The sequence below is a fragment of the Pseudomonas sp. P110(2024) genome (assembly GCF_057480795.1).
In genome coordinates, this window is the sequence record NZ_JBLIYT010000023.1 from 18587 (window position 1) to 44070 (window position 25484).

The following is a 25484-nucleotide window of genomic DNA, read 5'->3' on the forward strand; positions in this document are numbered from 1 at the left end:
GGACAGCGACTTTACGGAGTCGAGCAGCTCTTGCACTTTGAATGTCTCCCGCTAAGCGATCAGATTATCTATTTCCTGTGCAGTAAGACGTTTCAAGGCCTCCAGGGATTTAGTCAGTTCGTCATGGGCGTTGGCGACCTGCCCCGACTTGCGTTCGACCACCTGGCTGAAATCGCCCAGGGTGGCCTGCTCGAACAGCTCGTTCAGGCTCAGATCGACGCCCAGTTGCTCACGCACCCGGCCGATCACCTGGACGATCAGCAGCGAGTGCCCACCGAGGTCGAAGAAGTTGTCCTGCAGGCCCACCCGCTCGACGTGCAGCACCTCGGCCCAGATCACCGCCAGCTTGCGCTCCAGCTCCGTGACCGGCGCCACATGGGCTGGCTGCAGTTGGCTGGCGTCCGGCAGCGGCAGGGCCTTGCGGTCCAGCTTGCCGTTGGGGGTCTGGGGCATGCGCGCCAGGCCCACCAGGTGGCCCGGCACCATGTAGTCCGGCAGGCCGGCCTTCAGGTGCGCGCGCAGCTCGCCGCGCAGCGCTTCCACGCCTTGCTGCGCGTCGTGCAGCACCAGGTAGGCCGCCAATTGCTTGCCGGCCGGACCGTCGATATCGATCACCGCGGCCTCGCGGATCGCCGGGTGCAGCAGCAGGCGCTCCTCGATTTCGCCCAGCTCGATACGGAAGCCACGGATCTTCACCTGATGGTCCAGACGCCCGACATACTCGATCACGCCGTCGTCGCGGTAGCGGGTCAGGTCGCCGGTGCGGTACAGGCGCGCGCCCGGCTCGCTGGCGAACGGATCCGGCACGAAGCGTTCGGCGGTCAGCCCCGGACGGTTGTGGTAGCCGCGCGCCAGGCCATCGCCGCCGATCAGCAGCTCGCCGCGCGCGCCTTGCGGCAACACGTCCAGCTCGGCGCCGAGCACATGCAGGCGGGTGTTGGCCAGCGGACGGCCCAGCCATACGTCGTCGCTGGCGGTCAGGTAGTGGCAGGCCGACCAGATGGTGGTCTCGGTCGGGCCGTAGACGTTCCACACATGCCCGGCCTGGGCAATCAGGCGCTGGGCCAGCTCGGCGCTCAGCGCCTCGCCGCCACACAACACCTTCTTGCCGGCGAAGGCCCCGGGCGCCGCGGCATCCAGCAGCATGCGCCAGGTCGATGGCGTGGCCTGGACGACGCTGACCGCCTGGGCCTGGATCACCGCCAGCAAGGCCTGCGGGTCCTTGTTCACCTGCTCGCCCAGCAGCACCACGCGGGCGCCGCGCAGCAACGGCAGGTACAGCTCAAGGCCGGCAATGTCGAACGACAGCGAGGTCAGCGACAGCACCTTGTCCGAGGCATCGATGCCCGGCTGGCGCGCCATGCTGCACAGGAAGTTGACCAGCGCGTCGTGGCGGATGGTCACGCCCTTGGGCTTGCCGGTGGAGCCGGAGGTATAGATCACGTAGGCGAGGTTGTCCGGCAGTGCCAGCTGGCGCGGGTTGTCCTCGCCGTGCTCGGCCGGCAGCGGCCGGTCCAGGCACAGGCTGTGCACCTGCGGCGGAATCGGCAGGCGCTGCAGCAGGCCGGACTGGGTCAGCAGCAGCGCGATACGGCTGTCCTCCATCATGTAGGCCAGGCGGTCCTCGGGGAACTGCGGGTCCAGCGGCACGTAGGCGCCACCGGCCTTGAGCACCGCCAGCAGGCCGACCAGCATGTCCAGGCCGCGCTCCACGGCGATCCCCACCAGCACATCGGGGCCGACGCCCAGGCTGCGCAGATGATGGGCCAGGGCGTTGGCGCGACGGTTCAGTTGCTCGTAGCTCAGCGACTGCTCGCCCAGCACCGCGGCGATGGCCTGCGGCGTACGCGCGGCTTGCGCCTCGATCAACTGCTGGACGGTCTGCCCGCGAGGGTAGTCGGCGGCGCTGTCGTTCCAGGCGCGCAGGGTGCGCTCGCGCTCCTCGCGGCTCAGCAACGGCAGTTCGGCAACCCGCTGCCCGGCGTCCTGGCAGATGCCCTGCAGCAGGTTGCACCAATGCTCGGCCATGCGCGCCACGCTGGCAGCCTCGAACAGGCTGGTGGCGTAGGTCAGGGTCGCGCTCAGGCCGCCTTCGTGCTCGGCAGTGTCCAGGGTCAGGTCGAACTGCGCGGTCTGCTTGTCCGAGACCAGCCCCTGCAGGCTGAGGCCCGCCAGTTCGCGGGACTCGCCCAGCACCTGGGTCTGATGGTTGAACATTACCTGGAACAGTGGGCTATGGCTCAGGCTGCGCTCCGGCTGCAGGGCCTCGACCAGTTGCTCGAAGGGCAGCTCCTGGTGCGCCTGAGCACCTAGGGCGGTGTGCTTGACCTGTTGCAACAATTCGTCGAAGCGCAGTTGCGGCTGGAAGCGGGCATCCAGCACCAGGGTGTTGACGAAGAAGCCGATCAGCCCTTCGGTCTCGGCCCGGGTGCGGTTGGCCACCGGCACGCCGACGCGGATATCGGCCTGACCGGAATGGCGATGCAGCAAGGCCTGGAACGAAGCCAGCAGGAGCATGAACAGGGTCACGTCCTGTTGCCCGGCCAGTGCCTTGAGCTGGGCGACCAGGCCCGGTTCCAGGCTCACCTGCAGGCGAGCACCGTCGTATTGCTGCACGGCCGGGCGTGGGCGGTCGGTGGCCAGTTCGAGGATCGGCTGGGTACTGCCCAGGCGCGCTTGCCAGTAGTCCAGCTGGCGCCGTTGCTCGCCGGCCTCCATCCACTGGCGCTGCCAGGCGGCATAGTCGGCGTACTGGAACGCCAGGGCCGGCAGCTGCGGGGCCTTACCCTGCAGATGGCTTTCATAGCCGCGCACCAGTTCGTCGACCATGATCGGCATCGACCAGCCGTCAGCGACGATGTGGTGCAGGGTCAGCACCAGTACGTGTTCGTCGGCGGCCAGGCGCAGCAGGCGGGCGCGCAGCAGCGGGCCGTGCTCGAGGTTGAACGGCTCGCGCACCTGGGCCTCGACCCAGGCCTGCAGCGCCGGTTCATCCAAGGCAGCCGACGCGACCTGCAGCGGAACATCGAGGATCGGGTGCACCACCTGTTCGGCACTGTCGCCCTGCTGCCTGAAGGTAGTACGCAGGGTTTCGTGACGGGCGATCAGCGCGGCGAAGCTGCTGCGCAGGGCCTCGATGTTCAGCTCGCCCTTCAGGCGCAGGGCCGAAGGGATGTTGTAGGCGGCGCTTTCAGGCTCCAGCTGCCAGAGGAACCATTGGCGTTGCTGGGCGTAGGACAGCGGCAGCGGTTGGCTGCGGTCCACGGCAGTGAATGCCGGCGCCTGGCTGGCCGAGCCTTGGCCGGCGGCCTGGGCGAAGGCCAGAAGGTCGGCGGACTCGAACAGGCTGCGCAGCGGGACTTCCAGTGCCAGGCGCTGGCGGATGCGCGAGGTCACCTGGGTGGCCAGCAGCGAATGACCGCCGAGTTCGAAGAAGTTGTCGTGCAGGCCAACCTGCTCGACCTTCAGCACCTCGCTCCAGATTGCGGCCAGTTGTTGCTCCAGCGCCGTACGCGGGGCCACGTAGCCCTGTTGTAGCTGGCTGGCATCCGGTTTCGGCAGGGCCTTGCGGTCCAGCTTGCCGTTGGCCGTCAGCGGCCACTGCTCCAGCACCAGGAAGTGGGTCGGGACCATGTAGTCCGGCAGGTTGGCTTTCAGGTGCTGTTTCAGCGTGTCGCGCAGGGCGGCGTGGTCGGTGGATGGATCTTGAGCGATCAGGTAGGCCGCCAGTTGCTTGCCCCCTGCCCCGTCGATATCCAGCACCAGCACTTCGCGCACCGACGCATGCTCTTGCAGGCGTGCCTCGATCTCGCCCAGTTCGATACGGAAGCCTCGGATCTTCACCTGATGGTCGATCCGGCCCACGTACTCGATCACCTCCTGGCCGCGATATCGCGCCAGGTCGCCGGTGCGGTACAGGCGCCCGCCTTCGCTGGTGAACGGATCCGGCACAAAGCGTTCGGCGGTCAGCGAAGCACGGTTGTGGTAACCGCGCGCCAGGCCGGCGTGACCGACGTGCAGCTCGCCCGTGCAGCCCTTGGCCACCGGATTGAAATCGGCATCCAGTACATACATCGACAGGTCCGGGATCGCCGCACCGATCGGGCTGCCCGGCTGTTGCGTATCGGCAAAGCGGATCGGCCGGTAGGTCACGTGGACCGTGGTCTCGGTGATGCCGTACATGTTGATCAGGTTGTCGCAGTCCTCGCCGAAGCGCTCGAACCACGGTTGCAGGGCAGCAACGTCCAAGGCCTCGCCACCGAAGATCACGTAGCGCAGTGCCAGATCATCAGCGCTGTCACAAGCCACCCGCATCAGCGGCTTGAACGCCGATGGGGTCTGGTTCAGTACGGTCACGCCCTGCTCCACCAGCAGCTGGTGGAAGTCTTCCGGTGAACGAGTCACTTCACGCGGCACGATCACCAGGCGACCGCCGTGCAGCAGCGCACCGAAGATCTCCCACACCGAGAAGTCGAACGCGTACGAGTGGAACAGCGTCCACACATCCTGTGGGCCGAAGCCGAACCAGGCATCGGTCGCCTTGAACAGGCGCAGCAGATTGTGATGCGGCAGCAAGGTACCTTTCGGCTTGCCGGTCGAGCCCGAGGTGTAGATCACATAGGCCAGGTTGTCCGGCTGGGTCAGGTGATCAGGGTTCTGATCACTGTAACCGGCCAGGTCGTCTTCCAGCTTCAGGCTGCGAACCTGCGCCGGCAAGGGCAGATCGGCCAGCAGATGACCTTGCGTCAGCAGCAGTTGAATGCCGCTGTCTTCCATCATGTAGCTGAGCCGATCCTGCGGGTACTCCGGATCCAGCGGTACATAAGCACCACCGGCCTTCAGGATCGCCAGCAGGCCGACGATCATCTCGAACCCGCGCTCCACCGCAATACCCACCAGCACATCCGGCCCCACGCCCTGCTCGCGCAGCTTGTGGGCCAGGCGGTTGGCACGACGGTTGAGCTGGTCGTAGCTCAGCGATTGCCCGGCGAAGGTCACGGCGACCGCCTCAGGCGTACGTGCTGCCTGCGCCTCGATCAGCTCATGGGCACACGCCGTGCTCGGATAGCTGGCCACCACCTGCTGGTCCTCCACCGGCAGGCTAAGCCCACCCAGTGCACGCTCACCGTCAGCCGCCAACTGCGCAAGCAAGTGCTGGAAGTGCCCCGCCAACTGGTCGATGGCCTGTTCGCTGAAGCACTGGCGATCGAAACTGAAACTCGCCTCCAGGCGCTCACCTACTTGCACCACCAGGGTCAGCGGGTAGTTGGTCTGCTCCTGGTTGAGCACCTCGCCAAACTGCAGCCCCCGCGGCGCGCCCTGTTGCAGCGCCTCGGCGACCGGGTAGTTCTCGAAGACCAGAATATTGTCAAACAGCGCCTCGCCGCTCCAGCCAGCCCAGCGCTGGATCTCGTACAGCGGCGTGTGTTCGTGTTCGCGCAAGGCCAGGTTCAGCGCCTGGACCTGCTGCACCCAGTCGCCCACGGTCTGTTCCGGGCGCGGGCTGGCGACCACCGGCAAAGTGTTGATGAACAGCCCCAGTTGCTCCTCGACACCCGGTAACTCGGCCGGGCGTCCGGATACGGTGGCACCGAAGGTTACGCTGGCCTGGCCGGTGTAGCGCTGCAACAGCAGCAGCCAGGCCGCCTGGACCAGGGTGTTGAGGGTGACGCGCTGGTCCCGGGCGAAGTCCGCCAGTTGCCGGGTCTGCTGCGCCTCGAAACGCAGCGCCAGCGCACCATGGCCCTGCCCCTGGGCCGAGGACTTGAACGCCTGGACCAGACGGGTCGGCTCTTGCAGCTCGGCCACCTGCTCACGCCAGAAGGTTTCGCTGGCCTGCTGGTCCTGGCCTTGCAGCCACTGGATATAGTCGCGGTAACGGCTGGTCTTGGCGCCCGGCGTCACACCACTGTAGCGCTGCAGCACTTCGCCCAGCAGGCGCGAGCTGCTCCAGCCATCCATCAGAATGTGATGGCTGGTGTAGATCAGGTGATGACTGTCATCACCCGTGCGGATCAGCGTCAGGCGCAGCAGCGGGCCGCTGGCCAGGTCGAAACCGGACTGGCGCTCGGCCTGGGCCACGGCATCCGGATCCTGGGGCGGGTCGAGTTCGACGAAAGGCACCTGTACCTGACGGCGCACCACCTGCACCGGCGCCGGCAGATCCTGCGGGAAGCAACTGCGCAGCACTTCGTGGTTGTCCACCACCGCCTGCCAGGCCGTCCGGAAACCCGCCATGTCCAGCCCGCGCACATCCACGCGCAGCTGGTTGATGTAGTTGCCCGCCGCCTGCTCGTAAAGGCTGTGGAACAGCATGCCCTGCTGCATCGGCGACAGCGGGTAGAGGTCCTCGATGTCCCCGGCCGCCAGCGGCAGGCCATCCAGTTGCGCCTGGGTCAGCTCGGCCAACGGGAAGTCAGACGGCGTGACGCCCTGGTGTGGCGCCTGGGCGCAGTGCTCGACCAACTCGGTGAGCACCTGCTCGTAGCGACGCGCCAGGGCCTCGATGGTCTCGGGGCGGAACACCTCGCGGCTGAAGCTCCAGTCCAGTTCCAGCTCGCCCTGGTAGACCTGACCGGTGATGCCGAGCCAGTTGCCCAGCGGGCTGTCCAGATCCTGGGTGGCGCCGCCGCCCTCGCTGGCCGGGGTGAACAGGGCGCCTTCGGCCTCGGCGAAGCTGCCGTCGAACTGGCCCAGGTAGTTGAAGGTTACCCGTGGCTGTGGCAATGCCGCCAGGCGCTCGCGCAGGTCGGGCTCGCCGAGGTAGCGCAGCACGCCGTAGCCGATGCCTTTGTTCGGCACCGCGCGCAACTGCTCCTTGATCGCGCACAGCCCCGCGCCCAGCGCCCGGGCCGGCGTCAGGCGTACCGGGAACAGGCTGCTGAACCAGCCCAGGGTACGGCTGAGGTCCAGTTCCGGGAACAGGTCCTCGCGGCCATGGCCTTCGAGCTGGATCAGGATCGACTCCTCTTGAGTCCAATCGCACAATACACGCGCCAGGGCCGCCAGCAGCAGATCGTTGACCTGGGTGCGGTAGGCAGCGGGCGCCACCTGCAGCAGTTTGCGGGTCAGCGCGGTGTCCAGACGCGACGAGGCATGGGCGACGTGACGGTTGGTCTGGGCGCCCGACGGATTGTCCCGGGGCAATTCATCGCCAGCGGCTGCGAGGCCGTCCAGCCAGTAATCGGCTTCGGCCAGCAGTTCGGGGCTGCGGGCATAGGCGCCAAGGCGCTCGGCCCAGGCCTTGAGCGAACTGCTCTTGGCCGCCAGCGTCAGCGGCTTGCCCGCGGCCAGGGCGGTGTAGGCCAGTTGCAGGTCTTCCAGCAGCACCCGCCAGGACACCCCGTCGACCACCAGGTGGTGGATCACCAGCAGCAAACGCTGCTGGCCTTCGGGCAGGTCGACCAGCAACGCCCGCAGCAGCGGCCCCTTGGCCAGGTCGAGGCTGCGCTGGGCCTGCTCGGCCAGGGCCGGCAGCTCGGCCACATCATTCAACGCGCGAACCCAAAGCATGTCCTCGGCCTTGCCGGCCTGGAACTCGGCCTGCCAGGTATCGCGCTGGGTGAAGCGCAGGCGCAGGGCGTCGTGCTGGTCGACCAAAGCCTGCAGCGCGCCCGTCAGGCAGTCGGCGCGCAGCGCCTGGGTCGGCTTGAGCAGCAGCGCCTGGTTCCAGTGCTGGCGCTCGGGAATATCGGTTTCGAAGAAACGCGCCTGGATCGGCAGCAACGCCAGCGTGCCACTGACCTGCTCGAGCGCTGTGGCCTTTTTCTCGATGCGCTTGGCCACCGCCGCCAGCTGGCCGATGGTCTGTTTCTCGAACAATTGCTTGGGGCTGAGCTTGATGCCCTGGCGCTTGGCCCGGGCAATGATCTGCAAGCTGAGGATCGAGTCGCCGCCCAGCTCGAAGAAGTTGTCGGTGCTGCCGACCTGGTCGAGCTTGAGCACCTCGGCCCAGATCGCCGCCAGGGCCTGCTCGATCTCGCCGACCGGCGCGGTGTACTGGCGCCGGGCGACACCCGGTGCCGGCAGGGCGCGCTTGTCGAGCTTGCCGTTGGCGGTCAGCGGCAGGCGCTCCAGGACCAGGATCTGCGCCGGCACCATGTAGTCCGGCAGGCGGTCCTGCAATTGCTGGCGCAAGGCTTCACCCTGCAGCCCCTGCCCCACGCACCAGCCCACCAGTTGCAGGCGGCTGTCGTCACCGTCCACCGGCTGGGCCAGGACCACCGCTTCGGCGACCCCGTCCAGCCCCAGCAGCACCCGCGCCACTTCGGCCGGTTCAACGCGATAACCGCGCACCTTGACCTGGTCGTCGGCGCGGCCAATGAATTCCACCTGGCCCGAACGGTTGCGCCGCACGCGGTCGCCGCTGCGGTACAGGCGATGACCTGGCCGCGTCGGGTCCGGCACGAAGCGTTCGGCGGTCAGACCCGGCTGGCCCAGGTAACCCTGGGCCACGCTGGCACCGCCGATATACAGCTCGCCCGCGACCTGGTCGGCCACCGGGTTGAGCACATCATCGAGCAGCAGCACATGGGCGCCCGGCAGCGCCGTGCCCACTGGCACGGCGCGGGCCTCGGCGGCGAGGGTCGAGACCTCGTGGGTCAGCACGCCGACCGTGGTCTCGCTCGGGCCATAGTGGTTGATCAGGCGGCAGCCCGGCTTGAGCCGGCGCACCTGCTCCACCAGGGCGGGCGTGCAGGCCTCGCCACCGACGATCAGCGCCTGTTCGGGCAGCACATCGGCGGGCGTGCCGGCCTGCAGCAGCGCCGCCAGGTGGCCGGGGACGATTTTCAGCACGCCGACCCGGTGTTCGGCCATGTAGCGAGCGAAGGCGTCCGGGTCGAAGCCCAGCGCCTCGGGCAGCACGTGCAGCAAGCGCCCGCCGCACAGGGCGCCGAACAGCACGGTGTGGCCCAGGTCGGCGGCGATGGTCGAGACCAGCGCCATGCTCGCCTCCGGCGCCGGCGCCAAGCGTTCGAGCAGGCCGGCGACGTAGCTGGCCAGGGCGCCATGGCTGACCAGCACGCCCTTGGGCTGGCCGGTGGAGCCGGAGGTGTGGATCACATAGGCCGGCGATTCGGCCCACAGCGTGATGGCTGGCGCGCTGGCTGGCAGGTGCTGCCATTGTTCGGGCACATAGGCCAAGCACAGGCGATCGGCGGCGGCCAGGCTGGTCAGTCGGGCATCGCCTGCGGCGCACAACAGTACCTTGGCCTGCGCCGCGTCGAGCATCTGCCGCAGGCGCGCCTCAGGCGCCTTGGTGTCCAGCGGCATGTACACGGCGCCGGCCTTGAGAATGCCGAGCATGCCGGTCAGCCAGTCCAGCGAACGCTCCATCAGCACCGCGACCGGCTGGCCGCGGGTCACGCCCTGGCGTTGCAGGTAATGGGCCAGGCGGTTGGCGGCCTGATCGAGGGCATCGAAGCTCAGGCTGTGCTCCAGGCTGCGGGCGGCGAGCGCCTCGGGCTGCCGTTGCACCTGCTGCTGCCACTGCTCCAGCACCAGTGCCGGCGCCTCGCGCTCCGGCGCCTGCCCGACACGCAGCGGCGCGGCCAGGCGATGCAGCGGCAGTTGCGGCGCGTCGAGCAACTGGCCCAGCAGCTCGATGAACGCCGGAATGAACGCCTCCACCGTGGAACGCTGGTAGAGGTCGCTGGCGAAGGTCATCTCGCCATGGATCAGTTGGCCGTCGTCGGTGATGTCCAGCGCCAGGTCGAAGTGGGTGCCGACCTTGTCCAGCGGGTACTCGGCGACGCTCAGACCCGGCAGGGCCAGCGAGCGCTGGCGTTGCATGCCGACGTTCTGGTTGAACTTGACCTGGAACAGCGGGTTGTGGCCCAGGTTGCGCTCCGGCACCAGCGCGTCCACCAGTTGCTCGAACGGCAGTTCCTGGTGCGCCTGGGCACCGAGCACCGCTTCGCGCACCTGGGCCAGCAGGTCGTCGAAGCTCAGGCGCTCGTCCACCTGGCAGCGCAGCACCTGGGTGTTGACGAAGAAGCCGATCAGCCCCTCGACCTCGGCGCGGCCGCGGTTGGCGTTGGGCACGCCGATGCGGATATCGCGCTGCCCGGCCTGGCGCGAGAGGAACAGCGAGAAGCCCGCCAGCACCAGCATGAACAGGGTCATGCCCTGGGCGCGGGCGTAGCCGCCCAGGCGTCGGGAAAGCTCGGCACCGAAGTCGAAGCTCAAGGTCTGGCCGTCGAAGCTCTGGGTCAACGGGCGGGCAAAATCAGCGGCCACTTCGAGCAGCGGCTGCTCCTGGCCCAACTGCTGGCGCCAGTAGTCGAGCTGGCGCTCGCCCTCCCCGGCCTTCAGCCAGCTGCGCTGCCAGATCGCATAGTCGGCGTACTGCACCTCCAGCGCCGGCAGCTGCGGCGCCTGGCCCTGGCTGAAGGCCTGGTAGCTGTGCACGAACTCCTTGACCATCACGTCCATCGACCAGCCGTCGGAGACGATGTGATGCATGCTCACCAGCAGCACGTAGTCTTCAGCCGCCAGCCGGTACAGGCTGGCGCGCAGCAGCGGCCCGTGCAGCAGGTCGAAGGGCTGGTGGCTGGCCTCGCGCACCTGCGCGGCCAGCTCGGCCTCGCGCCGCTCACTGGCGACCTGGGTGAGATCGACCTGCTCCAGCGGCACGACCTGGGTTTCGAGGATTACCTGGCGCGGCTGTTCGCCATCGACCTGGAGCACCGTGCGCAGCGCCTCGTGGCGTGCCACCAGGTGCTCGAACGAGCGCCGCAGGGCCGCCACGTCGAGCCGGCCGCTCAGGCGCAGGCCGGCGGCCATGTTGTAGGCCGCGCTGTGCGGTTCCAACTGCCAGAGGAACAGCAGGCGCTGCTGGGCGAAGGACAGGGGGATGCTGGCGAAGTCGTGACGCGACTCGACCACCGGCAACAGGCTGAAGTCCTTGCCGTCCTCGCGCAGCTTGGCGAGGAACTGCCGGCGCTGCGCCAGGGACAGGCTGACGAACCGTTTCGCAATGCGTACCGCCATGTTGCCACTCATGCCTCAACCCCTTCCAACGAACTCATGAACGCATCCATATCCGACCAGTCGTCATCCTTATCGCCACCCTCCAGGCGGCCCAGCTCGGCGGCCAGGTCGCCCAGCGCCGGGTGTTCGAACAAGCTGCGCAACGGCAGCACCAGGCCCAGCTGGTCCTTGATCCGCGCCAGCACCTGGGCGGCCAGCAACGAGTGCCCGCCCAGCTCGAAGAAGTGATCGTCCAGGCCGACCTTGGCCACGCCCAGCACCTGCATCCAGATCTGCGCCAGTTGCTGCTCGATGGCGCTCTGCGGCGGCCGATACTCAGCCTGCAACGCGCTCGGGTCCGGTACCGGCAGGGCCTTGCGGTCCAGCTTGCCGCTGGGCGTCAGGGGCAGGCGCGGCAACAGCAGCAGGTGGCCGGGCACCATGTATTCGGGCAGGCGGGCCTTGAGCAGGCTGCGCACCTGCTGGCGGAAACGCGCCTGCTCGGCGGCATCCTGTTCGGCGGCGTCGGGTACCACATAGGCGACCAGTTGCAGGCCACCGGTCATCGGCAGGGCCAGCACCACCGCCTCACGCACGCCCGGGCACTGCTGCAGGCGCGCCTCGATCTCGCCAAGCTCGATGCGGAAGCCCCGCACCTTGACCTGGTGATCGACACGGCCGATGTACTCGATGGCGCCGTCGGCGCCCAGGCGCGCGCGGTCGCCGGTGCGGTACAGGCGCTCGCCATGGGCGAACGGGTCGGCGACGAAGCGCTGGGCGCTCAGCGCCGGCTGGCCATGGTAGCCGCGAGCCAGGCCCGGGCCACCGATGTACAGCTCGCCCACGGCGCCCTGCGGCAGCAGTTCGAGGTCATCGTCGAGGATGTACAACCGACGCTGCGCCAGGCCCTGGCCGATGGGGATGCCGCGCCAGGACACCGCCTCGTGGCCGAGCCCGGTGCAGTCGTGGATGGTCGAGACCACCGTGGCCTCGGTCGGGCCATAGGTGTTGAGCAGGCGCACATGGCCCAGCCCGGCCAGTTGCCACAGGCGCAACCCGTCCACCGCCATCGCCTCGCCGCCGACGTGGATCTGGCGCAGCGCGCCGTAGTTGGCCGGCGGACGCGCCGCGAAGTCCTGTACCAGCCAGTACCAGTACGCGGCCGGCAGGTCGGCCAGGGTCACGCCGTGGCTGACCAGCACCTCGTGCAGGGCGGCGCTGTCCCACAGGCGGGTATCGCGCAGCACCACGCAGGCACCGTGGCACAGCGGCGGGAAGAACTGCTCGACGAAGCCGTCGAAGCTGCTGGTGGCGAACTGCAGGACACGGTCGCCTTCGCGCAGGTCGCTGTAGTCGATGGCGCGGGCGATGAACTCGCTCAGGGCGCCGTGGCTGATGGCCACGCCCTTGGGCCGGCCGGTGGAGCCGGAGGTGTAGATCACATAGGCCAGGTTGTCGTGCGTGACGGTAAGCGCCAGGTCGTCCGCCGGTACGTCGTCCAGCGCCAGTTGGTCCAGGCACAGGCAGCGCAGCCCATCCTGCGCCGGCAGGCCGGGCAAATGGGCGGTGGTGGTCAGCAGCCATTGCAGGCCGCTGTCCTCGAAGACATGGCCCAGGCGTTCGGCCGGAGCCTGCAGGTCCAGCGGCACATAGGCGCCACCGGCCTTGAGCACGGCGAGCAGGGCCACGGCCAGGTCCAGCGAGCGGTCCAGGGCCACGCCCACCAGCACATCGGGGCCGACGCCCTGGTGGCGCAGGTGGCGGGCCAGGCGATTGCTGCGGGCGTTGAGTTCGGCGTAACTCATCGACGGCGCCGCAGCGCCGTCGGCCAGGATCAGCGCCAGCGCCTCGCCGCTGCGGGCGGCCTGGGCTTCGAACAGGCGCTGCACCGGCACCCGCGGCGACACTTCGGACACCGGGCACAGCAGCGCCTGGCGCTCGGCCTCGGCCAGCAGCGGCAACTCGCCCAGGCGCTGGCGCGGCGCCTGGCAGACCGCGCGCAGCAGGTTGCGCCAGTGCCCGGCCAGGGCGGCGATGGTGGTTTCGTCGAAGAGGTCGGTGGCATAGGTGAAGGCGGCGAACAATTGCTCGCCCTCTTCCCGCGTATCGAGCATCAGGTCGCTGGTGGCGGCATGCTGGCGATGGCTGCCGGCCAACTGCTCGGCGCTCAGGTAGCCCACGCGCAGACCGCAGTCCAGGCGCACGTCATTGAGGTCGGTAACCAGCGGCTGGTGGTTGAACATCACCTGGAACAGCGGCGTATGACTCTGGCTGCGCTGGGGCTGCAGGGCCTCGATCAGCGCGTCGAACGGCAGGTCCTGGTGCGCCTGGGCACCGACCGAAGCCTGGTGCAGGCTGCGCAGCAGGTCGCTGAAAGGCGTCTGCGCGGTGAACTGGCTGCGCAGCACCTGGGTATTGACGAAGAAGCCGACCAGCCCTTCGGTTTCGCTGCGGTTGCGGTTGGCGATCAGGCCGCCGACACGAATGTCGGTCTGGCCGCTGTAGCGGTACAGCAGGGTCTTGAACACCGCCAGCAGCACCGTGGACAGGGTCACGCCGTGCTGCTGGGCCAGCTGCTTCAGGTCCTCGCGCAGGCCCGCGTCGAGCGTCAGCTCCAGGCGCTCGCCGAGGTGGCTGGGCTGGGCCGGGTAAGGCCGGTCGGTCGGCAGCTCCAGCAACGGGTGCTCGTCACCCAGCTGCTCGCGCCAGTAGTCCAGCTGGCGCTCGCGCTCGCCGGCCTCCAGCCAACTGCGCTGCCACAGCGCATAGTCGCGGTAGTGCACCTTGAGCTCCGCCAGCTGCGGCTCGCGCCCCGCCACCAGGGCGTCGTAGCTGCGCATGAACTCGTCGATCAGGATGTTCATCGACCAGCCGTCGGCGATGATGTGGTGCAGGGTCAGCAGCAGCACGTGCTCCTGAGGCGCCAGGCGCAACAGGGCGATGCCGAACAGCGGCCCGCCTTCGAGGTCGAAGGCCTGGGTGGCCTGGGCCGCCATCTGCTGGTGCGCGCGCTCCCAGCGCGTGGTTTCAGGCAGGTCGGCCAGGTCGAACAGCTGGATGCTCACCGGCGCCGGTTCCGCCACCTGCTGCAACGCCCGCTCGCCGTCCTGGGCGAAGGTGGTGCGCAGGCATTCGTGGCGGGCGACCAGCAGGCTGAACGCCCGCTCCAGCACCTCGACCTGCAGCTCGCCGTCGAGGCGCACGGCCATCGGCAGGTTGTAGGCGGCGCTGTGGGGTTCCAGCTGCCAGAGGAACCACATGCGCTGCTGGGCGTAGGACAGGCCGTCGCGCTCGCTCAGGCCGACACAGGACGACATGGGCAGCTGCGCGAAATCAATGCCCTCGCGTCGCATCCCTTCGAGGAACAAGCGGCGCTTGTCCAGGGGCAACTCGATGAAACGGCGGGAAAGTTTCTGGGCGTCTGCGGCATTCATGTGTGAGGTCCTTGCTGGTCGGCGGCGCGACCGGAAGGTCCGGGCGCATCAACAAGAACGAATGGGCGCAGGGATGATTTAGCGGCAGGCGTTCTACGCTGGCGCCCCGGGGGCGCTGCGCGCCCCTTTCGCGACGCAAGGCCGCTCCCACAAGAATTCGCGCCGGCCTGCCGGAACACGAAAGGGCTGCGCAGCAGCCCTGGGGATCGGCAAATCAGGCCTGGTCCAGCGAATGCCCCTCGGCCATTGCCACGATCACCTTGCGCGGGCCTTCGAACGGCACGCGGGCATGGGCGGCGAGCATGTTGTCGAGCATCATCACGTCGCCCTCCTGCCAGGGGAAGCTGATCTTGCAGCCCTCCAGCACCTGGCGGATCTCGTCGAGTACCTCGTCCTCGATGGGCGAACCGTCGCCGTAGTAGACGTTGCGCGGCAGATCTTCCTCGTCGACGATGTCCAGCAGGCTCTCGCGCACGTCGGCCGGCAGGTTGGAGATGTGGAACAGGTGCGCCTGGTTGAACCAGACCATGTCGCCGGTCACCGGGTGCCGGGCCACCGCCTGGCACACCTGGCGGGTACGCAGCTCGCCGTCATCCTTCCACTCGCAGGTGATGCCATGGGCCCTGCAGTAGGCCTCGACCTCCTCCTGGTCCTCGGTGTTGAACACCTGCTCCCAGGACACGTCCAGGCCGTTGCCGAAGTTGCGCACGTACATCAGGCCCTTGCTGACGAAGCGCTCGCGGATATGCGCCGGCACGCGACGATAGACCTCGCGACTGTCGGCGATCGGCGTCTCGCCACCACTGCGGGCGGCAATCATGCTGTAGAACCAGATCTTCATCGGCCAGTCGCGGGAGTAGGCCTGCTCGTTGTGCAGCGGAATATGCTGGTGCGCCGGGTACTCGGTGGAGGTGTAGACCCCCTGGGTAACGTTGGTACGCGGTGTCGAGCCGAACTCGTAGTTGAGCAACGGATGACCGAAGCTGGCGGCGAACTGACGGAACTGCTCGGCGCCCTCCAGGCGGAATCCACGAAACAGGATGCCACCGTCGCGCGGCAGGTGTTCATCCACCAGCGCCTTGAGCTCGTCGAACACCTCCAACAGGTGGGTGTCGTCGTCACCCGCCTCCACCAGCAACGGCAAACGTCCCTGCTCCGGCAATAGCGGACGCACTGTAAATCCCACAGCAACACCCATGACGGGCCTCCTGTACACATTCGATGAAAGGGACCGGCGGCCCGTGGGCACGCTCGCGTCCGGTGATAGGAGGACGTTTCGAAGCGCGGGCAAATTAGTCGACCGCGCCCACACCCCGCAGGACCCCCTGGAAACACTTGCTTGCAATTGGCTCATCAGGTTTTGCCCTGCTCATGCGTCTCTTTCTGATACGGCCGGGCTTTTGCCCCTGAACTTCGCCATTGACACTGCGTACCCCATGTCGAAAAAGTCACGCTCGAAAATCTGGTTCCTCGTGCACAGCTGGCTGGCCCTGCCCATCTGGTTCTTCGTGCTGATCGTCTGCGTCACCGGCACCCTGGCGGTGATCAGCCGCGAGATCGTCTGGCTGGCCAACCCGGAAACCCGCGCCAACCCGCCTTCGGACGAGGCCCGGCGGCTTAACTACGACGAACTGCTGGTGGCCATGCAGCGCGATCAGCCCGGTATCGCCGTGGCCAGCCTGATGACCCTGAGCGAAGCGCACTTCGCCATGCTGTCGGATGTCACCTACCCCGACGGCCGCACGGTCCGGGTCTACGTCAACCCCTACACCGGGCATATCCAGGGCGTCACCCCGTCGTTCAACTTCGAGGAGTTCACCCGCGCCCTGCACGGCTGGTGGCTGGTGCCGCACACCAACGGCTACAGCTGGGGCTGGTACCTGGTGTCGCTGCTCGGCCTGCCGATGCTGGCCTCGCTGGTCACCGGGCTGGTGATCTACAAGCGGTTCTGGAAAGGTTTCTTCAAGCCGACCCTGCGCTTCAACCAGGGCGCGCGGATCTTCTGGGGCGATTTCCACCGCCTGAGCGGTATCTGGTCGATCTGGTTCATCGCGGTGATCTCCATCACCGGCGTCTGGTTCCTGATCAAGGCCTTGCTCGCCGACAACCACATCTCCATCTCCAGCGAGCCGATCGTGCCGGTGATCGCCCGGGAAAAGGTGCCACTGACCGCCGACGGCAGCCCGACGCCGATGATCAGCCCGGACGAGGCCGTGCGCATCACCCAGCGCGAGATCCCCGGCTTCGACGTCGACTATGTCGGTTTCCCCAGCAATGCCTACGCCCACCTGAGCATCGGCGGCATCAGCTGGTACCCGCTGATGTACCAGAAGGCCGAGATCAACCCCTACACCGGCGAGGTGGACGCCACGCGCCTGCTCGCCGACCGCAAGCCCCTGGAGTTCGTCACCGAGTCCATGCGCCCGCTGCATACCGGCGACTTCGGCGGCCTGCCGGTCAAGCTGATCTGGTTCTTCTTCGGCCTGTTGCTGAGCATGATGGTGCTCAGCGGCCTGCTGATCTGGAGCAAACGCACCGCCCTGGCCACCGCCAACGCACTCAAGCGCAGCCAGAAGCAGGCGCGGGTGGCCAAGGCGCCGGTTTCAACGGAGGTCACGTCCAGCCCTTGAAACATTTTCTTTCATTTGCCTTGGCAGCTTTCTGATTCTCATTCGTCCTTACTGATGCAGCCTTCCAGGTTGAGCACAGACTCGACCGTATTTTTATATGCAGAAGACCGAGCGATGGCCCGACAATCGAGAAAGAAATCCAATTCCAAGCTGTGGTTTTTGGTCCACAGCTGGCTTGCCCTGCCGATCTGGTTCTTCGTCCTGATCGTCTGCTTCACCGGCATGCTCGCGGTGGTCAGCCAGGAGATCGTCTGGCTGGCCAACGCCGATGTGCGCGCCAGCAAGCCCGACGACGACAGCCAGCGCCTGAGCTACCAGCAGGTGCTCGACGCCATGCACAAGGCCGAACCGGACCTGGCGGTGCGCTTTTTCAGCCAGCCGGACGGTTCGCACTTCGCCCTGCAGGCCTCGGTGACCCGCGCCGACGGCACCAACGCACTGCTCTACGTCAACCCCTACTCCGGGGCTATCCAGGGCCAGCGCCCGGACTTCGACTTCGAAGCGTTCACCCGCGCCCTGCACGGCTGGTGGCTGGTGCCCTTCACCAACGGCTACAGCTGGGGCTGGTACCTGGTGTCGCTGCTCGGGCTGCCGATGCTCGCCTCGCTGGTCACCGGGCTGGTGGTGTACAAGAAGTTCTGGCGTGGTTTCTTCAAGCCCCTGCGCACCGGCCACGGCCCTCGGATCTTCTGGGGCGACGTGCATCGACTGGCCGGCGTGTGGTCGATCTGGTTCATTGCGGTAATTGCCATCACCGGTACCTGGTTCCTGATCCAGGCGATCCTCGCCGACAACCACGTGACGATTTCCAGCGAGCCGATCGTGCCGGTGATCGCCCGCGAACAGGTGCCACAGACCGCCGACGGCGGCCCCGCGCCGCGTATCGACCTGGACCAGGCGGCACGCATCGCCAACAAGAAGATCCCCGGCCTGGACATCAGCTTCATCTCGCTGCCGGCCACCGCCTACAGTCACTACAGCATGGGCGGGCGCGGCTGGTACCCGCTGATGTTCCAGACCGCCGAGGTCAACCCCTACACGTCCAACGTCGACAGCCAGTTCCTGCTCCGCGACCGCTCCACCCTGGAGTTCGTCACCGAATCCATGCGCCCGCTGCATACCGGCGACTTCGGTGGCCTGGCGATCAAGCTGATCTGGTTCTTCTTCGGCCTGGTCCTGACCCTGATGGTGTTCAGCGGCCTGCTGATCTGGACCAAACGCACCACCCAGGCCACCCTCGCCGCCCTCAAGCGCGGCGAGCGTCCGCGCTCACGCGCCACGGCCAGCCCAACCACCCTGGAGGCCCAACCTTGAGCCAGACCGACACCCTGCCGCCAAGCGGCCCGAAGCAGCTGTGGCTGAAATGGCGCTTCCATTTGAACATCCTGCTGATCCTCATTCCCCTGGGCTTCATGCCCAAGTACTTCGCCGACGCCAGCCTGTTCCGCGGCGACAGCGGCCTGGGTGCCAATATCGTCAAGGATCTCAAGGTCGGGCGCTGGACCCTGGACCTGGCCGAACTGCGTGACGAAGCCCCGCGCGCCGAGGGCCCGGCCGGCTACTTCAAGGCCTTCAACGCCGCCTGCACGAGCTGCGACGAAGGCGTCAAGGCCATCTACCTGCGGGTGGGCAAGCCGCGCAGCCTGCGTGCCGCCGGCACGATTTTCTTCGGCGCGCCGGCGCGCATGGGCACCGCGCTGCCGATCCCGCCGCGCACCCGCCCCGATGCCGACATCTGGATCACCATCGAAGGCTGGGACGGCAAGATGTACCAGGCCTCGGTGCCACTGGCCAAGGCATCCCCCGCCACCGCGGCCTGGCTCGAGAAACAAGGAGGCAACAAATGAAACAGCTGATGCGCAGGCTCGCCCTGCCCCTCTTGGCCCTGGCCGCCACCCCGGCGCTGGCGCACAACCCGATGTGCGAGTGCACCGAACACGGCGAACAGATCACCTGCAAGGGTGGCTTCTCCGACGGCAGCGGCGCTCCCGGCGTGACTCTGGACGTGATCGGCTACGACGAGCAGGTGCTGGTGGCGAGCAAGCTCGGCGACGACTCGACCCTGACCTTCAAGCGCCCCGACGGTGAGTTCTACGTGCTGTTCGATGCTGGCCCCGGCCATGTGGTGGAAGTCGACCACGCCGACATCGGTGCGCCATGAGCCGCGCCCAGGTGGTGCGCCCGGCCGGCGCCGGGCACGAGACCCTCTACGTGCTGTTGGCCGCGCTGCTGATCGTGGTGCTGGCCGCCAGCGTGGTGGCCGCGCGCGGCGAGCGCGAGGATGAACAGGCCATCGCCGCCCACCAGCTCGACGCCCGTCGCGACCTCAATGCCGCCGAACAGGGCATCCACACCGACCTGTGGGTGGCCGTCGAGGAGATCCGTGCCCTACGCGAGGACAACGGCACCGCCCCGGATGCCCAGGCCCTGGCCGACGAGGGACTGCCGCCGTTCGTCAGCGACGCCAGCAGTCAGAGCCGCGGCAGCCACCAGTGGTCGCTGCTGGCCAACGGCGCCTACCTGGGCCGCAGCCAGGACGCCCAGGTGGCCGGCAGTTTCCTGGTAATCCTGCCCGCCGCCAGCGATGCCCAGCCGGATGTCTGGTTGCGCCGCGACAGCACCGCCCTGCCCCCCGACGCGCTGGACAGCGACGCACTGATCGCCGCCGGCTGGCAGCAGATCGTCACCCACTACGACGCCGGGGTCACCCGTCAACACCGTCACTAAGGACCTGCCCATGCTCCGCTTCGCCCGCCGCACCCTGGCGCTGCTCCTGGCCTGCGCCCTGCCCGCCGTGGCCCTCGCCGACAATGGCAAGCCGCTGCGCATCGGCATCACCCTGCACCCCTACTACAGCTACGTGAGCAACATCGTCGGGGACAAGGCCGAGGTGGTGCCGCTGATCCCGGCCGGCTTCAACCCCCATGCCTACGAGCCCCGCGCCGAGGACATCAAGCGCATCGGCAGCCTCGATGTGATCGTGCTCAACGGTGTCGGCCACGACGACTTCGCCGACCGCATGATCGCCGCCAGCGAAAAACCCGATATCAAGACCATCGAGTCCAATGCCAACGTGCCGCTGCTGGCGGCCACCGGCATCGCCGCCCGCGGCGCCGGCAAGGTGGTCAACCCGCATACCTTCCTGTCGATCAGCGCCACCATCGCCCAGGTCAACAACATCGCCCGCGAGCTGGGCAAGCTCGACCCGGACAACGCCAAGTTCTACACGCAGAACGCCCGGGCCTACGCCAAGCGTCTGCGTGCCCTGCGCGCCGAGGCCCTGGCCAAGGTCACCCAGGCGCCGGACGCGACCTTCCGCGTGGCCACCATCCACGCCGCCTACGACTACCTGGTGCGCGACTTCGGCCTCGAGGTCACCGCGGTGGTGGAACCGGCCCACGGCATCGAACCGAGCCCGGCACAGCTGAAGAAGACCATCGACCAGCTCAAGGCCCTGGATGTGAAGGTGATCTTCTCGGAGATGGACTTCCCGTCAGCGTACGTCGACACCATCCATCGCGAGTCCGGCGTGCGCATCTACCCGCTCACGCACATCTCCTACGGCGACTACACCCAGGAAAAGTACGAGGTGGAGATGAAGCGCAACCTCGACACGGTGGTCCAGGCCATCCAGGAGAACCGCACGTGACCGCCGCCGCCAACCTCACAACCGCCAGCGGGCCACGCATCGAGTTCGACGGCATCGACCTCACCCTGGGCCGCACGCGCATTCTCGAGAACGTGCGCTTCAGCGTCGCCCCCGGCAGCGTGCACGCCATCGTCGGCCCCAACGGCGGCGGCAAGAGTTCGCTGATCAAGACCCTGCTCGGGCAGATGCCGCACCAGGGCCAGCTGACCCTTCACTGGCCCGGTGAGCTTGAAGTGATCGGCTACGTGCCCCAGGCCCTGGAGTTCGACCGCGGCCTGCCGATGACCGTGGACGACTTCATGGCCGCCATGTGCCAGCGCCGCCCGGCGTTCCTCGGCCTGTCACGGCGCGTACGCCCGGCGATCGACGCGGCGCTGGCGCGGGTGGGCATGCTCGACAAGCGCAAGCGGCGCATGGGCGCGCTGTCCGGCGGCGAGCGCCAGCGCGTGCTGCTGGCCCAGGGGCTGATCCCCGAGCCACAGCTGCTGGTGCTGGACGAGCCGATGTCGGCCCTCGACGAGGCTGGCATCCAGGTGTTCGAGCAACTGTTGCACGGCTGGCGCCAGGCCGGCACCACCGTGCTGTGGATCGAGCACGACCTGGAAGCGGTGCTGCGCCTGGCCGACCGGGTCACCGGGCTGAGCCGCCAGGTGCTGTTCGACGCCCCGCCGGCCCAGGCCCTGACCCCCGAGCGCCTGCTCGGGCTGTTCTCCGTCCACCCGCGCAGCGAGAGCCTTGCCTGATGAGTTTCGAATCGTTCCGCCAACTGGTCCAGGACTGGGCCACCGCTGGTTACCTACCGGAAGCCCTGGCCTACGGTTTCGTGGTCAACGCCCTGCTGGCGGGCCTGATGATCGGCCCGGTGCTGGGCGGGCTGGGCACCCTGGTGGTGGTCAAGCGCTTCGCCTTCTTCTCCGAGGCGGTCGGCCATGCCGCGCTGACCGGCGTGGCCATCGGCATCCTGCTCGGCGAGCCCTACACCGGCCCGTACGGCAGCCTGTTCGGCTACTGCCTGCTGTTCGGCATCCTGCTCAATTTCCTGCGCAACCGCACCGGATTGTCCCCGGACACGCTGATCGGCGTGTTCCTCTCGGTGTCGCTGGCCCTGGGCGCGAGTTTGCTGCTGATGCTGGCCGGCAAGATCAACGTGCACATCCTCGAGAACGTACTGTTTGGCTCGGTGCTCACCGTCAGCGCCCATGACCTGCTGGTGCTGGGCATCGTCGCCGTGCTGGTGCTGGCCTTGGCCCTGCCGCTGTACAACCGCATCATGCTGGCCAGTTTCAACCCGCAGCTGGCGGCGGTGCGCGGGGTGGCGGTGAAGACCCTCGACTACCTGTTCGTGGTGCTGGTGACCCTGGTCACCGTGGCCTCGGTGAAGGTGATCGGCGCGATCCTGGTCGGTGCCCTGCTGGTGATCCCGGCGGCGGCGGCGCGGCTGGTCAGCCAGTCGCTCAAGGGCTTCTTCTTCGTCTCGGTGATCATCGCCACCCTGAGCACCCTGCTCGGCATCCTGCTGCCGATCGTCTTTGACCTGCCAGTGCCCTCGGGCGCGGCGATCATCCTGGTCGCCGGGATCTGCTTCGCCCTCGCGGCCCTGGCCCGCGCCCTCGTCCCCCGCCTGCAAGGAAACCCGGCATGACCCTGAACAAACTGCCCCTGGTCCTGGTCCTGAGTGGCCTGCCACTGCTGGCCAGTGCCACCGAAGTGCTGACCACCCTGCCGGTGACCCACAGCCTGGCCAGTGTATTGCTCGACGGCACCTCGGTGCAGCTCAAGCGCGCCGCCCCGGCCAACCTGCCAGCCAGCCGCCAGCCCTCGTACTTCAGTGGCCGTGGCGGCGCCAGCCTGCAGAAGGTGGCGCTGAAAGCCGACGCGGTGATCGGCGTGCGCTCGATCTGGCGTGACGATCCGCTCTACCCCATGGCCCGACGCAGCAACATCCGCATCGTCGAGATCGACGCCGCGCGCCCGGTGGACGGTGCCCTGCCCGGCATCGCGGTCAAGGGCGACGAGGCCTTCACTGCCTATCCCTGGCTGAACCCGACCAACCTGGGGCGCATGGCCGATGTCGTCGCCAACGACCTGGAGCGCCTCTCGCCAACAGACAAGGCCAAGATCCAGGGCAACCTCGCCGGCCTCAAACGGCAGATGCTGGAGCTGACCGCCAACAGCCAGACACGCCTGGCCGAGGTCGACAACCTGACCGTGGTCAGCCTGTCCGAGCGCCTGGGCTACCTGGCCAGCGGGTTGAACCTGGATATGGTCGAACAGCCGCTGCCAGCCGACGGCAAGTGGGACGAAGCCGCGCTCAAGGCACTGGGGGAAAACCTCAAGGCGCAGGATGTGGCCCTGGTGCTGCACCATCGCCAGCCAGACGCAAAGGTGGCCGAGGCGATCGCCGCTTCCGGGGCGAAGTTGCTGGTGGTGGACAGCGATCCGGACGACACCGTGGCGGGGCTCAAGGCCAGCGTCGAGCAGGTGGTCAAGGCGCTGGGCGACAGTTGAACGCCTCTGTGGAGCGGCCTTGCGTCGCGAAAGGGCTGCGCAGCAGCCCCAGCAATGTTGATGGTGGCTTAGAACCTGGGGCCGCTGCGCGCCCCTTTCGCGACGCAAGGCCGCTCCCACAGGGGAACCGTTCCCTGCGCAACTGCGCAGCCCCTAAGGGCTGGGCTATCGCCTACAGGGACCGCCTCAACGCTTCATGCAGCGCTGATAACGCTCATCCACCCTGCCGGCAAACCACGCCGTGGTCAGCTTGCGGGTAATTTTCGGGCTCTTCAGCTCGATCCCCGGCAGCACCGCCCGTGGCAACGCCTTGCCTGCCTTCGCCTCAGCCAGGGCGAACACCCCGCGATACAACGCGGTGTCCTCCAGCGCCAGGCCATTTTCCTTCTCCAGCTGAGCCCTGATCTGTGGATTGCGCAGCCCAAGCTTCGCTCCCAGCTTGCGCGCCGCCTGCTCGGTGGTGCCGGGCAGGATGGCGCCGGGGGCGATCAGGTCGCCGTCGAGCGCCAGCGACACCCCGCTCGCCCGGCTCAATGCCGCCTGGAACGCCGCGTTGCGGCTGGCGTACCAACCGGCATTGAAATCGGCGAAGCGGTACAGCTGACGCTCATAGTGGGTGGGATAGCCAAGCAGGTGGGCGATGCCGAAGTACATCCCGCCGCGACGGCTGAACACCTCCTGACGGATGCTGCCCGTGTGCTCGTAGGGATAGCCCTTGGCGTGCCGCTCGGCGAAATCCACGCTGACCTGCATCGGCCCGCCGGTGCGCACCGGGTTCAGCCCGCCGAGCAGCGAGCGCCCCAGCGGCAGGCCGCCGATCACCTCATCGTAGAGGGCGCTGAGCTGCTTCTCGCTGCGCACGGCGAGCAGCCGTTGCTGGTAGGTCTTGCCGTTGGCCGAGGGCGTGCTCAGGGCGCCATCGACCAACAGCCGGGGCACGTGCAGGCGCGCCGCCCGTCGGTCGATCTCCTCGCGGGCGATGCGCCCCAGGTTCGGTACCTGCGGGTCGGCGTTGAAGGTCGACTCCTGCTCGGTCACCGCCAGCACCGCGCACAGGTTGCTCTTGCTCGGGCTGAGGCCCTGGGCCTGGAACGCTACCTGGATATCCTCGGCCCAGCCGTGGCGGTCCTTGACCTGGGCCGGCAGCAGGTGCAGGAGCTGGGCGCGAACCTTGGCCGGGTCGGCCTCGCCGGCCTCCTCGCGTTGTCCGGCGCAGCCCTGCAGCAGGCCCAGGGCCAGCAGCGCGGCGGTCAGCAGGCGGGCGTTCAGGGCTGTTCACCGACCAGGTAGGTCTTGCTGATCTGGCGGAACAGCGGGTGGCTGGAGCTGCCCAGCAACTCGAACAGCACCATCTCGCGGGTGACCACCTGCGCCCCGGCATCGCGCATGCGCGCCAGGCCCGCTGCCTTGCTGGCCGGGGTACGGCTGTCGCAGGCGTCCTCGACCACGAACACCTGCTTGCCCAGGGCCCGCAGGCCGAGCACGGTCTGCAGCACGCAGACGTGGGTCTCCATGCCGCAGACGATTACCTGTTCGCGGTCGAGCAGGCTGGGGGGCAGGCATTCGGCGGCGACGCAGGAGAAGTGCAGTTTCTCGACGATCTCGGCGGCTGGCGCTGCGGCTTTGAGGGCGGCCAGGGTGTGGCCCAGGCCCTTGGGGTATTGCTCGGAGATCACCGTGGGGAGTTTTAGTTCGGCGGTGGCCGCGAGCAGCCAGCGGGCGCGGGCCGCGGTGCCCTCGGGGTCGCTCATGGCGCCTATCAGTTTTTCCTGGATGTCGATGACCAGCAGCGTGGCCTTGCGGGGATCGATCAGCATTGGCGGACTCATGGCTTGGGAGGAAGGGGTAGCCTTACCCAGGCGGGGAGTGGCGTCAATCAGAGGCTGCTGGTTTTGAAGGCGGAACCAGTAACTGCTGACATCTGAATTTAGTGCGCCTGTAGTTTTAAAGTTTGTTTTTATAGTTGTATACGCATTCATTGGCGATGGTGACGCATCGTCACCTTTTCGCCTTTACGGCGACCTACTTTTGCTCTTTCTTGGGCAAAAGTAGGCAAAAACCGCTGGCTCCATTCATCCGGCCCCTGCGCTTCGCTCCGGGGTTCCCTCGCTCCCACGCTATTCCCGCCCCAAGCTGAATCATCTGCGTGGGAGCGGGCTTGCCCCGCGAAACAATCGAGAGTTTAACTAAAAACCAACTAGCGACAGCTGCGCCAGTTCAGGCGCCGCCCGTAACTTCGCGACTTCAGGAGGCCGAACGCAGGACTTGCGGAGGGAGGTGACGGGCATGGAT

The 25484-nt window shown here is 67.5% G+C and carries 14 protein-coding genes; 9 read left to right on the forward strand and 5 right to left on the reverse strand.

Going from position 1 to position 25484, the window contains the following annotated elements; translation table 11 throughout:
• Positions 1-51: 51 nt before the first annotated feature.
• The 3 genes from AC25ND_RS25510 to AC25ND_RS25520 all read right to left on the reverse strand — a co-directional run bounded on the left by AC25ND_RS25510 (position 52) and on the right by AC25ND_RS25520 (position 15603).
• Positions 52-11004, reverse strand: a complete 10953-nt coding sequence (locus tag AC25ND_RS25510) for an amino acid adenylation domain-containing protein (RefSeq protein ID WP_486976661.1) — start codon at positions 11002-11004, stop codon at positions 52-54.
• Positions 11001-14405 (reverse strand): amino acid adenylation domain-containing protein, encoded by a 3405-nt coding sequence (locus AC25ND_RS25515; RefSeq protein ID WP_307941827.1) that lies wholly within the window; start codon positions 14403-14405, stop codon positions 11001-11003. The genes AC25ND_RS25510 and AC25ND_RS25515 overlap by 4 nt, the downstream gene beginning before the upstream one ends.
• A 214-nt stretch (positions 14406-14619) precedes the next feature.
• On the reverse strand, positions 14620-15603 hold the full coding sequence (locus AC25ND_RS25520; protein ID WP_486976662.1) for a TauD/TfdA family dioxygenase: 984 nt from the start codon (positions 15601-15603) through the stop codon (positions 14620-14622).
• A 238-nt stretch (positions 15604-15841) separates the two neighbouring features.
• On the opposite strand from AC25ND_RS25520, the gene AC25ND_RS25525 reads away from it, so the two are divergent.
• The 9 genes from AC25ND_RS25525 (at position 15842) to AC25ND_RS25565 (ending at position 23192) form a co-directional block, all read left to right on the forward strand.
• Positions 15842-17035 (forward strand): PepSY-associated TM helix domain-containing protein, encoded by a 1194-nt coding sequence (locus AC25ND_RS25525; protein ID WP_062363881.1) that lies wholly within the window; start codon positions 15842-15844, stop codon positions 17033-17035.
• Positions 17036-17149: 114 nt separating this feature from the next.
• Positions 17150-18349 (forward strand): PepSY-associated TM helix domain-containing protein, encoded by a 1200-nt coding sequence (locus tag AC25ND_RS25530; RefSeq protein ID WP_486976663.1) that lies wholly within the window; start codon positions 17150-17152, stop codon positions 18347-18349.
• The gene (locus AC25ND_RS25535) at positions 18346-18882 is read left to right on the forward strand and encodes a hypothetical protein (protein WP_028692196.1); all 537 of its coding nucleotides are present in this window, start codon (positions 18346-18348) and stop codon (positions 18880-18882) included. The genes AC25ND_RS25530 and AC25ND_RS25535 overlap by 4 nt, the downstream gene beginning before the upstream one ends.
• Complete coding sequence (locus AC25ND_RS25540) at positions 18879-19196, forward strand: hypothetical protein (protein ID WP_028692195.1); 318 nt, start codon at positions 18879-18881, stop codon at positions 19194-19196. Before AC25ND_RS25535 ends, AC25ND_RS25540 begins: the two co-directional genes overlap by 4 nt.
• Complete coding sequence (locus AC25ND_RS25545) at positions 19193-19762, forward strand: DUF6162 family protein (RefSeq protein WP_028692194.1); 570 nt, start codon at positions 19193-19195, stop codon at positions 19760-19762. Before AC25ND_RS25540 ends, AC25ND_RS25545 begins: the two co-directional genes overlap by 4 nt.
• A 10-nt stretch (positions 19763-19772) precedes the next feature.
• Positions 19773-20684, forward strand: a complete 912-nt coding sequence (locus AC25ND_RS25550) for a metal ABC transporter substrate-binding protein (RefSeq protein WP_028692193.1) — start codon at positions 19773-19775, stop codon at positions 20682-20684.
• The gene (locus tag AC25ND_RS25555; RefSeq protein ID WP_463402496.1) at positions 20681-21427 is read left to right on the forward strand and encodes a metal ABC transporter ATP-binding protein; all 747 of its coding nucleotides are present in this window, start codon (positions 20681-20683) and stop codon (positions 21425-21427) included. Before AC25ND_RS25550 ends, AC25ND_RS25555 begins: the two co-directional genes overlap by 4 nt.
• On the forward strand, positions 21427-22326 hold the full coding sequence (locus AC25ND_RS25560; protein ID WP_028692191.1) for a metal ABC transporter permease: 900 nt from the start codon (positions 21427-21429) through the stop codon (positions 22324-22326). The genes AC25ND_RS25555 and AC25ND_RS25560 overlap by 1 nt, the downstream gene beginning before the upstream one ends.
• Complete coding sequence (locus tag AC25ND_RS25565; RefSeq protein ID WP_062363887.1) at positions 22323-23192, forward strand: metal ABC transporter solute-binding protein, Zn/Mn family; 870 nt, start codon at positions 22323-22325, stop codon at positions 23190-23192. Before AC25ND_RS25560 ends, AC25ND_RS25565 begins: the two co-directional genes overlap by 4 nt.
• Positions 23193-23378: 186 nt before the next feature.
• Here AC25ND_RS25565 and AC25ND_RS25570 read toward each other — a convergent pair whose 3' ends face one another.
• Together AC25ND_RS25570 and AC25ND_RS25575 are read right to left on the reverse strand one after the other, a co-directional pair.
• Entirely contained in the window at positions 23379-24461 is a 1083-nt protein-coding gene (locus AC25ND_RS25570; protein ID WP_486976664.1) for a DUF1615 domain-containing protein, read from the reverse strand.
• Positions 24458-25009: an isochorismatase family protein gene (locus AC25ND_RS25575; protein WP_084943688.1), complete on the reverse strand. Its 552-nt coding sequence runs from the start codon at positions 25007-25009 to the stop codon at positions 24458-24460. Before AC25ND_RS25575 ends, AC25ND_RS25570 begins: the two co-directional genes overlap by 4 nt.
• Positions 25010-25484: the final 475 nt, after the last annotated feature.

Bases quoted from the DNA above. Each gene is read 5' to 3' on its own strand.
- AC25ND_RS25510 (WP_486976661.1), bottom strand. From the start codon at position 11,004: ATGAGTGGCAACATGGCGGTACGCATTGCGAAACGGTTCGTCAGCCTG.
- AC25ND_RS25515 (WP_307941827.1), bottom strand. From the start codon at position 14,405: ATGAATGCCGCAGACGCCCAGAAACTTTCCCGCCGTTTCATCGAGTTG.
- AC25ND_RS25520 (WP_486976662.1), bottom strand. From the start codon at position 15,603: ATGGGTGTTGCTGTGGGATTTACAGTGCGTCCGCTATTGCCGGAGCAG.
- AC25ND_RS25525 (WP_062363881.1), top strand. From the start codon at position 15,842: ATGTCGAAAAAGTCACGCTCGAAAATCTGGTTCCTCGTGCACAGCTGG.
- AC25ND_RS25530 (WP_486976663.1), top strand. From the start codon at position 17,150: ATGGCCCGACAATCGAGAAAGAAATCCAATTCCAAGCTGTGGTTTTTG.
- AC25ND_RS25540 (WP_028692195.1), top strand. From the start codon at position 18,879: ATGAAACAGCTGATGCGCAGGCTCGCCCTGCCCCTCTTGGCCCTGGCC.
- AC25ND_RS25545 (WP_028692194.1), top strand. From the start codon at position 19,193: ATGAGCCGCGCCCAGGTGGTGCGCCCGGCCGGCGCCGGGCACGAGACC.
- AC25ND_RS25550 (WP_028692193.1), top strand. From the start codon at position 19,773: ATGCTCCGCTTCGCCCGCCGCACCCTGGCGCTGCTCCTGGCCTGCGCC.
- AC25ND_RS25560 (WP_028692191.1), top strand. From the start codon at position 21,427: ATGAGTTTCGAATCGTTCCGCCAACTGGTCCAGGACTGGGCCACCGCT.
- AC25ND_RS25565 (WP_062363887.1), top strand. From the start codon at position 22,323: ATGACCCTGAACAAACTGCCCCTGGTCCTGGTCCTGAGTGGCCTGCCA.
- AC25ND_RS25575 (WP_084943688.1), bottom strand. From the start codon at position 25,009: ATGCTGATCGATCCCCGCAAGGCCACGCTGCTGGTCATCGACATCCAG.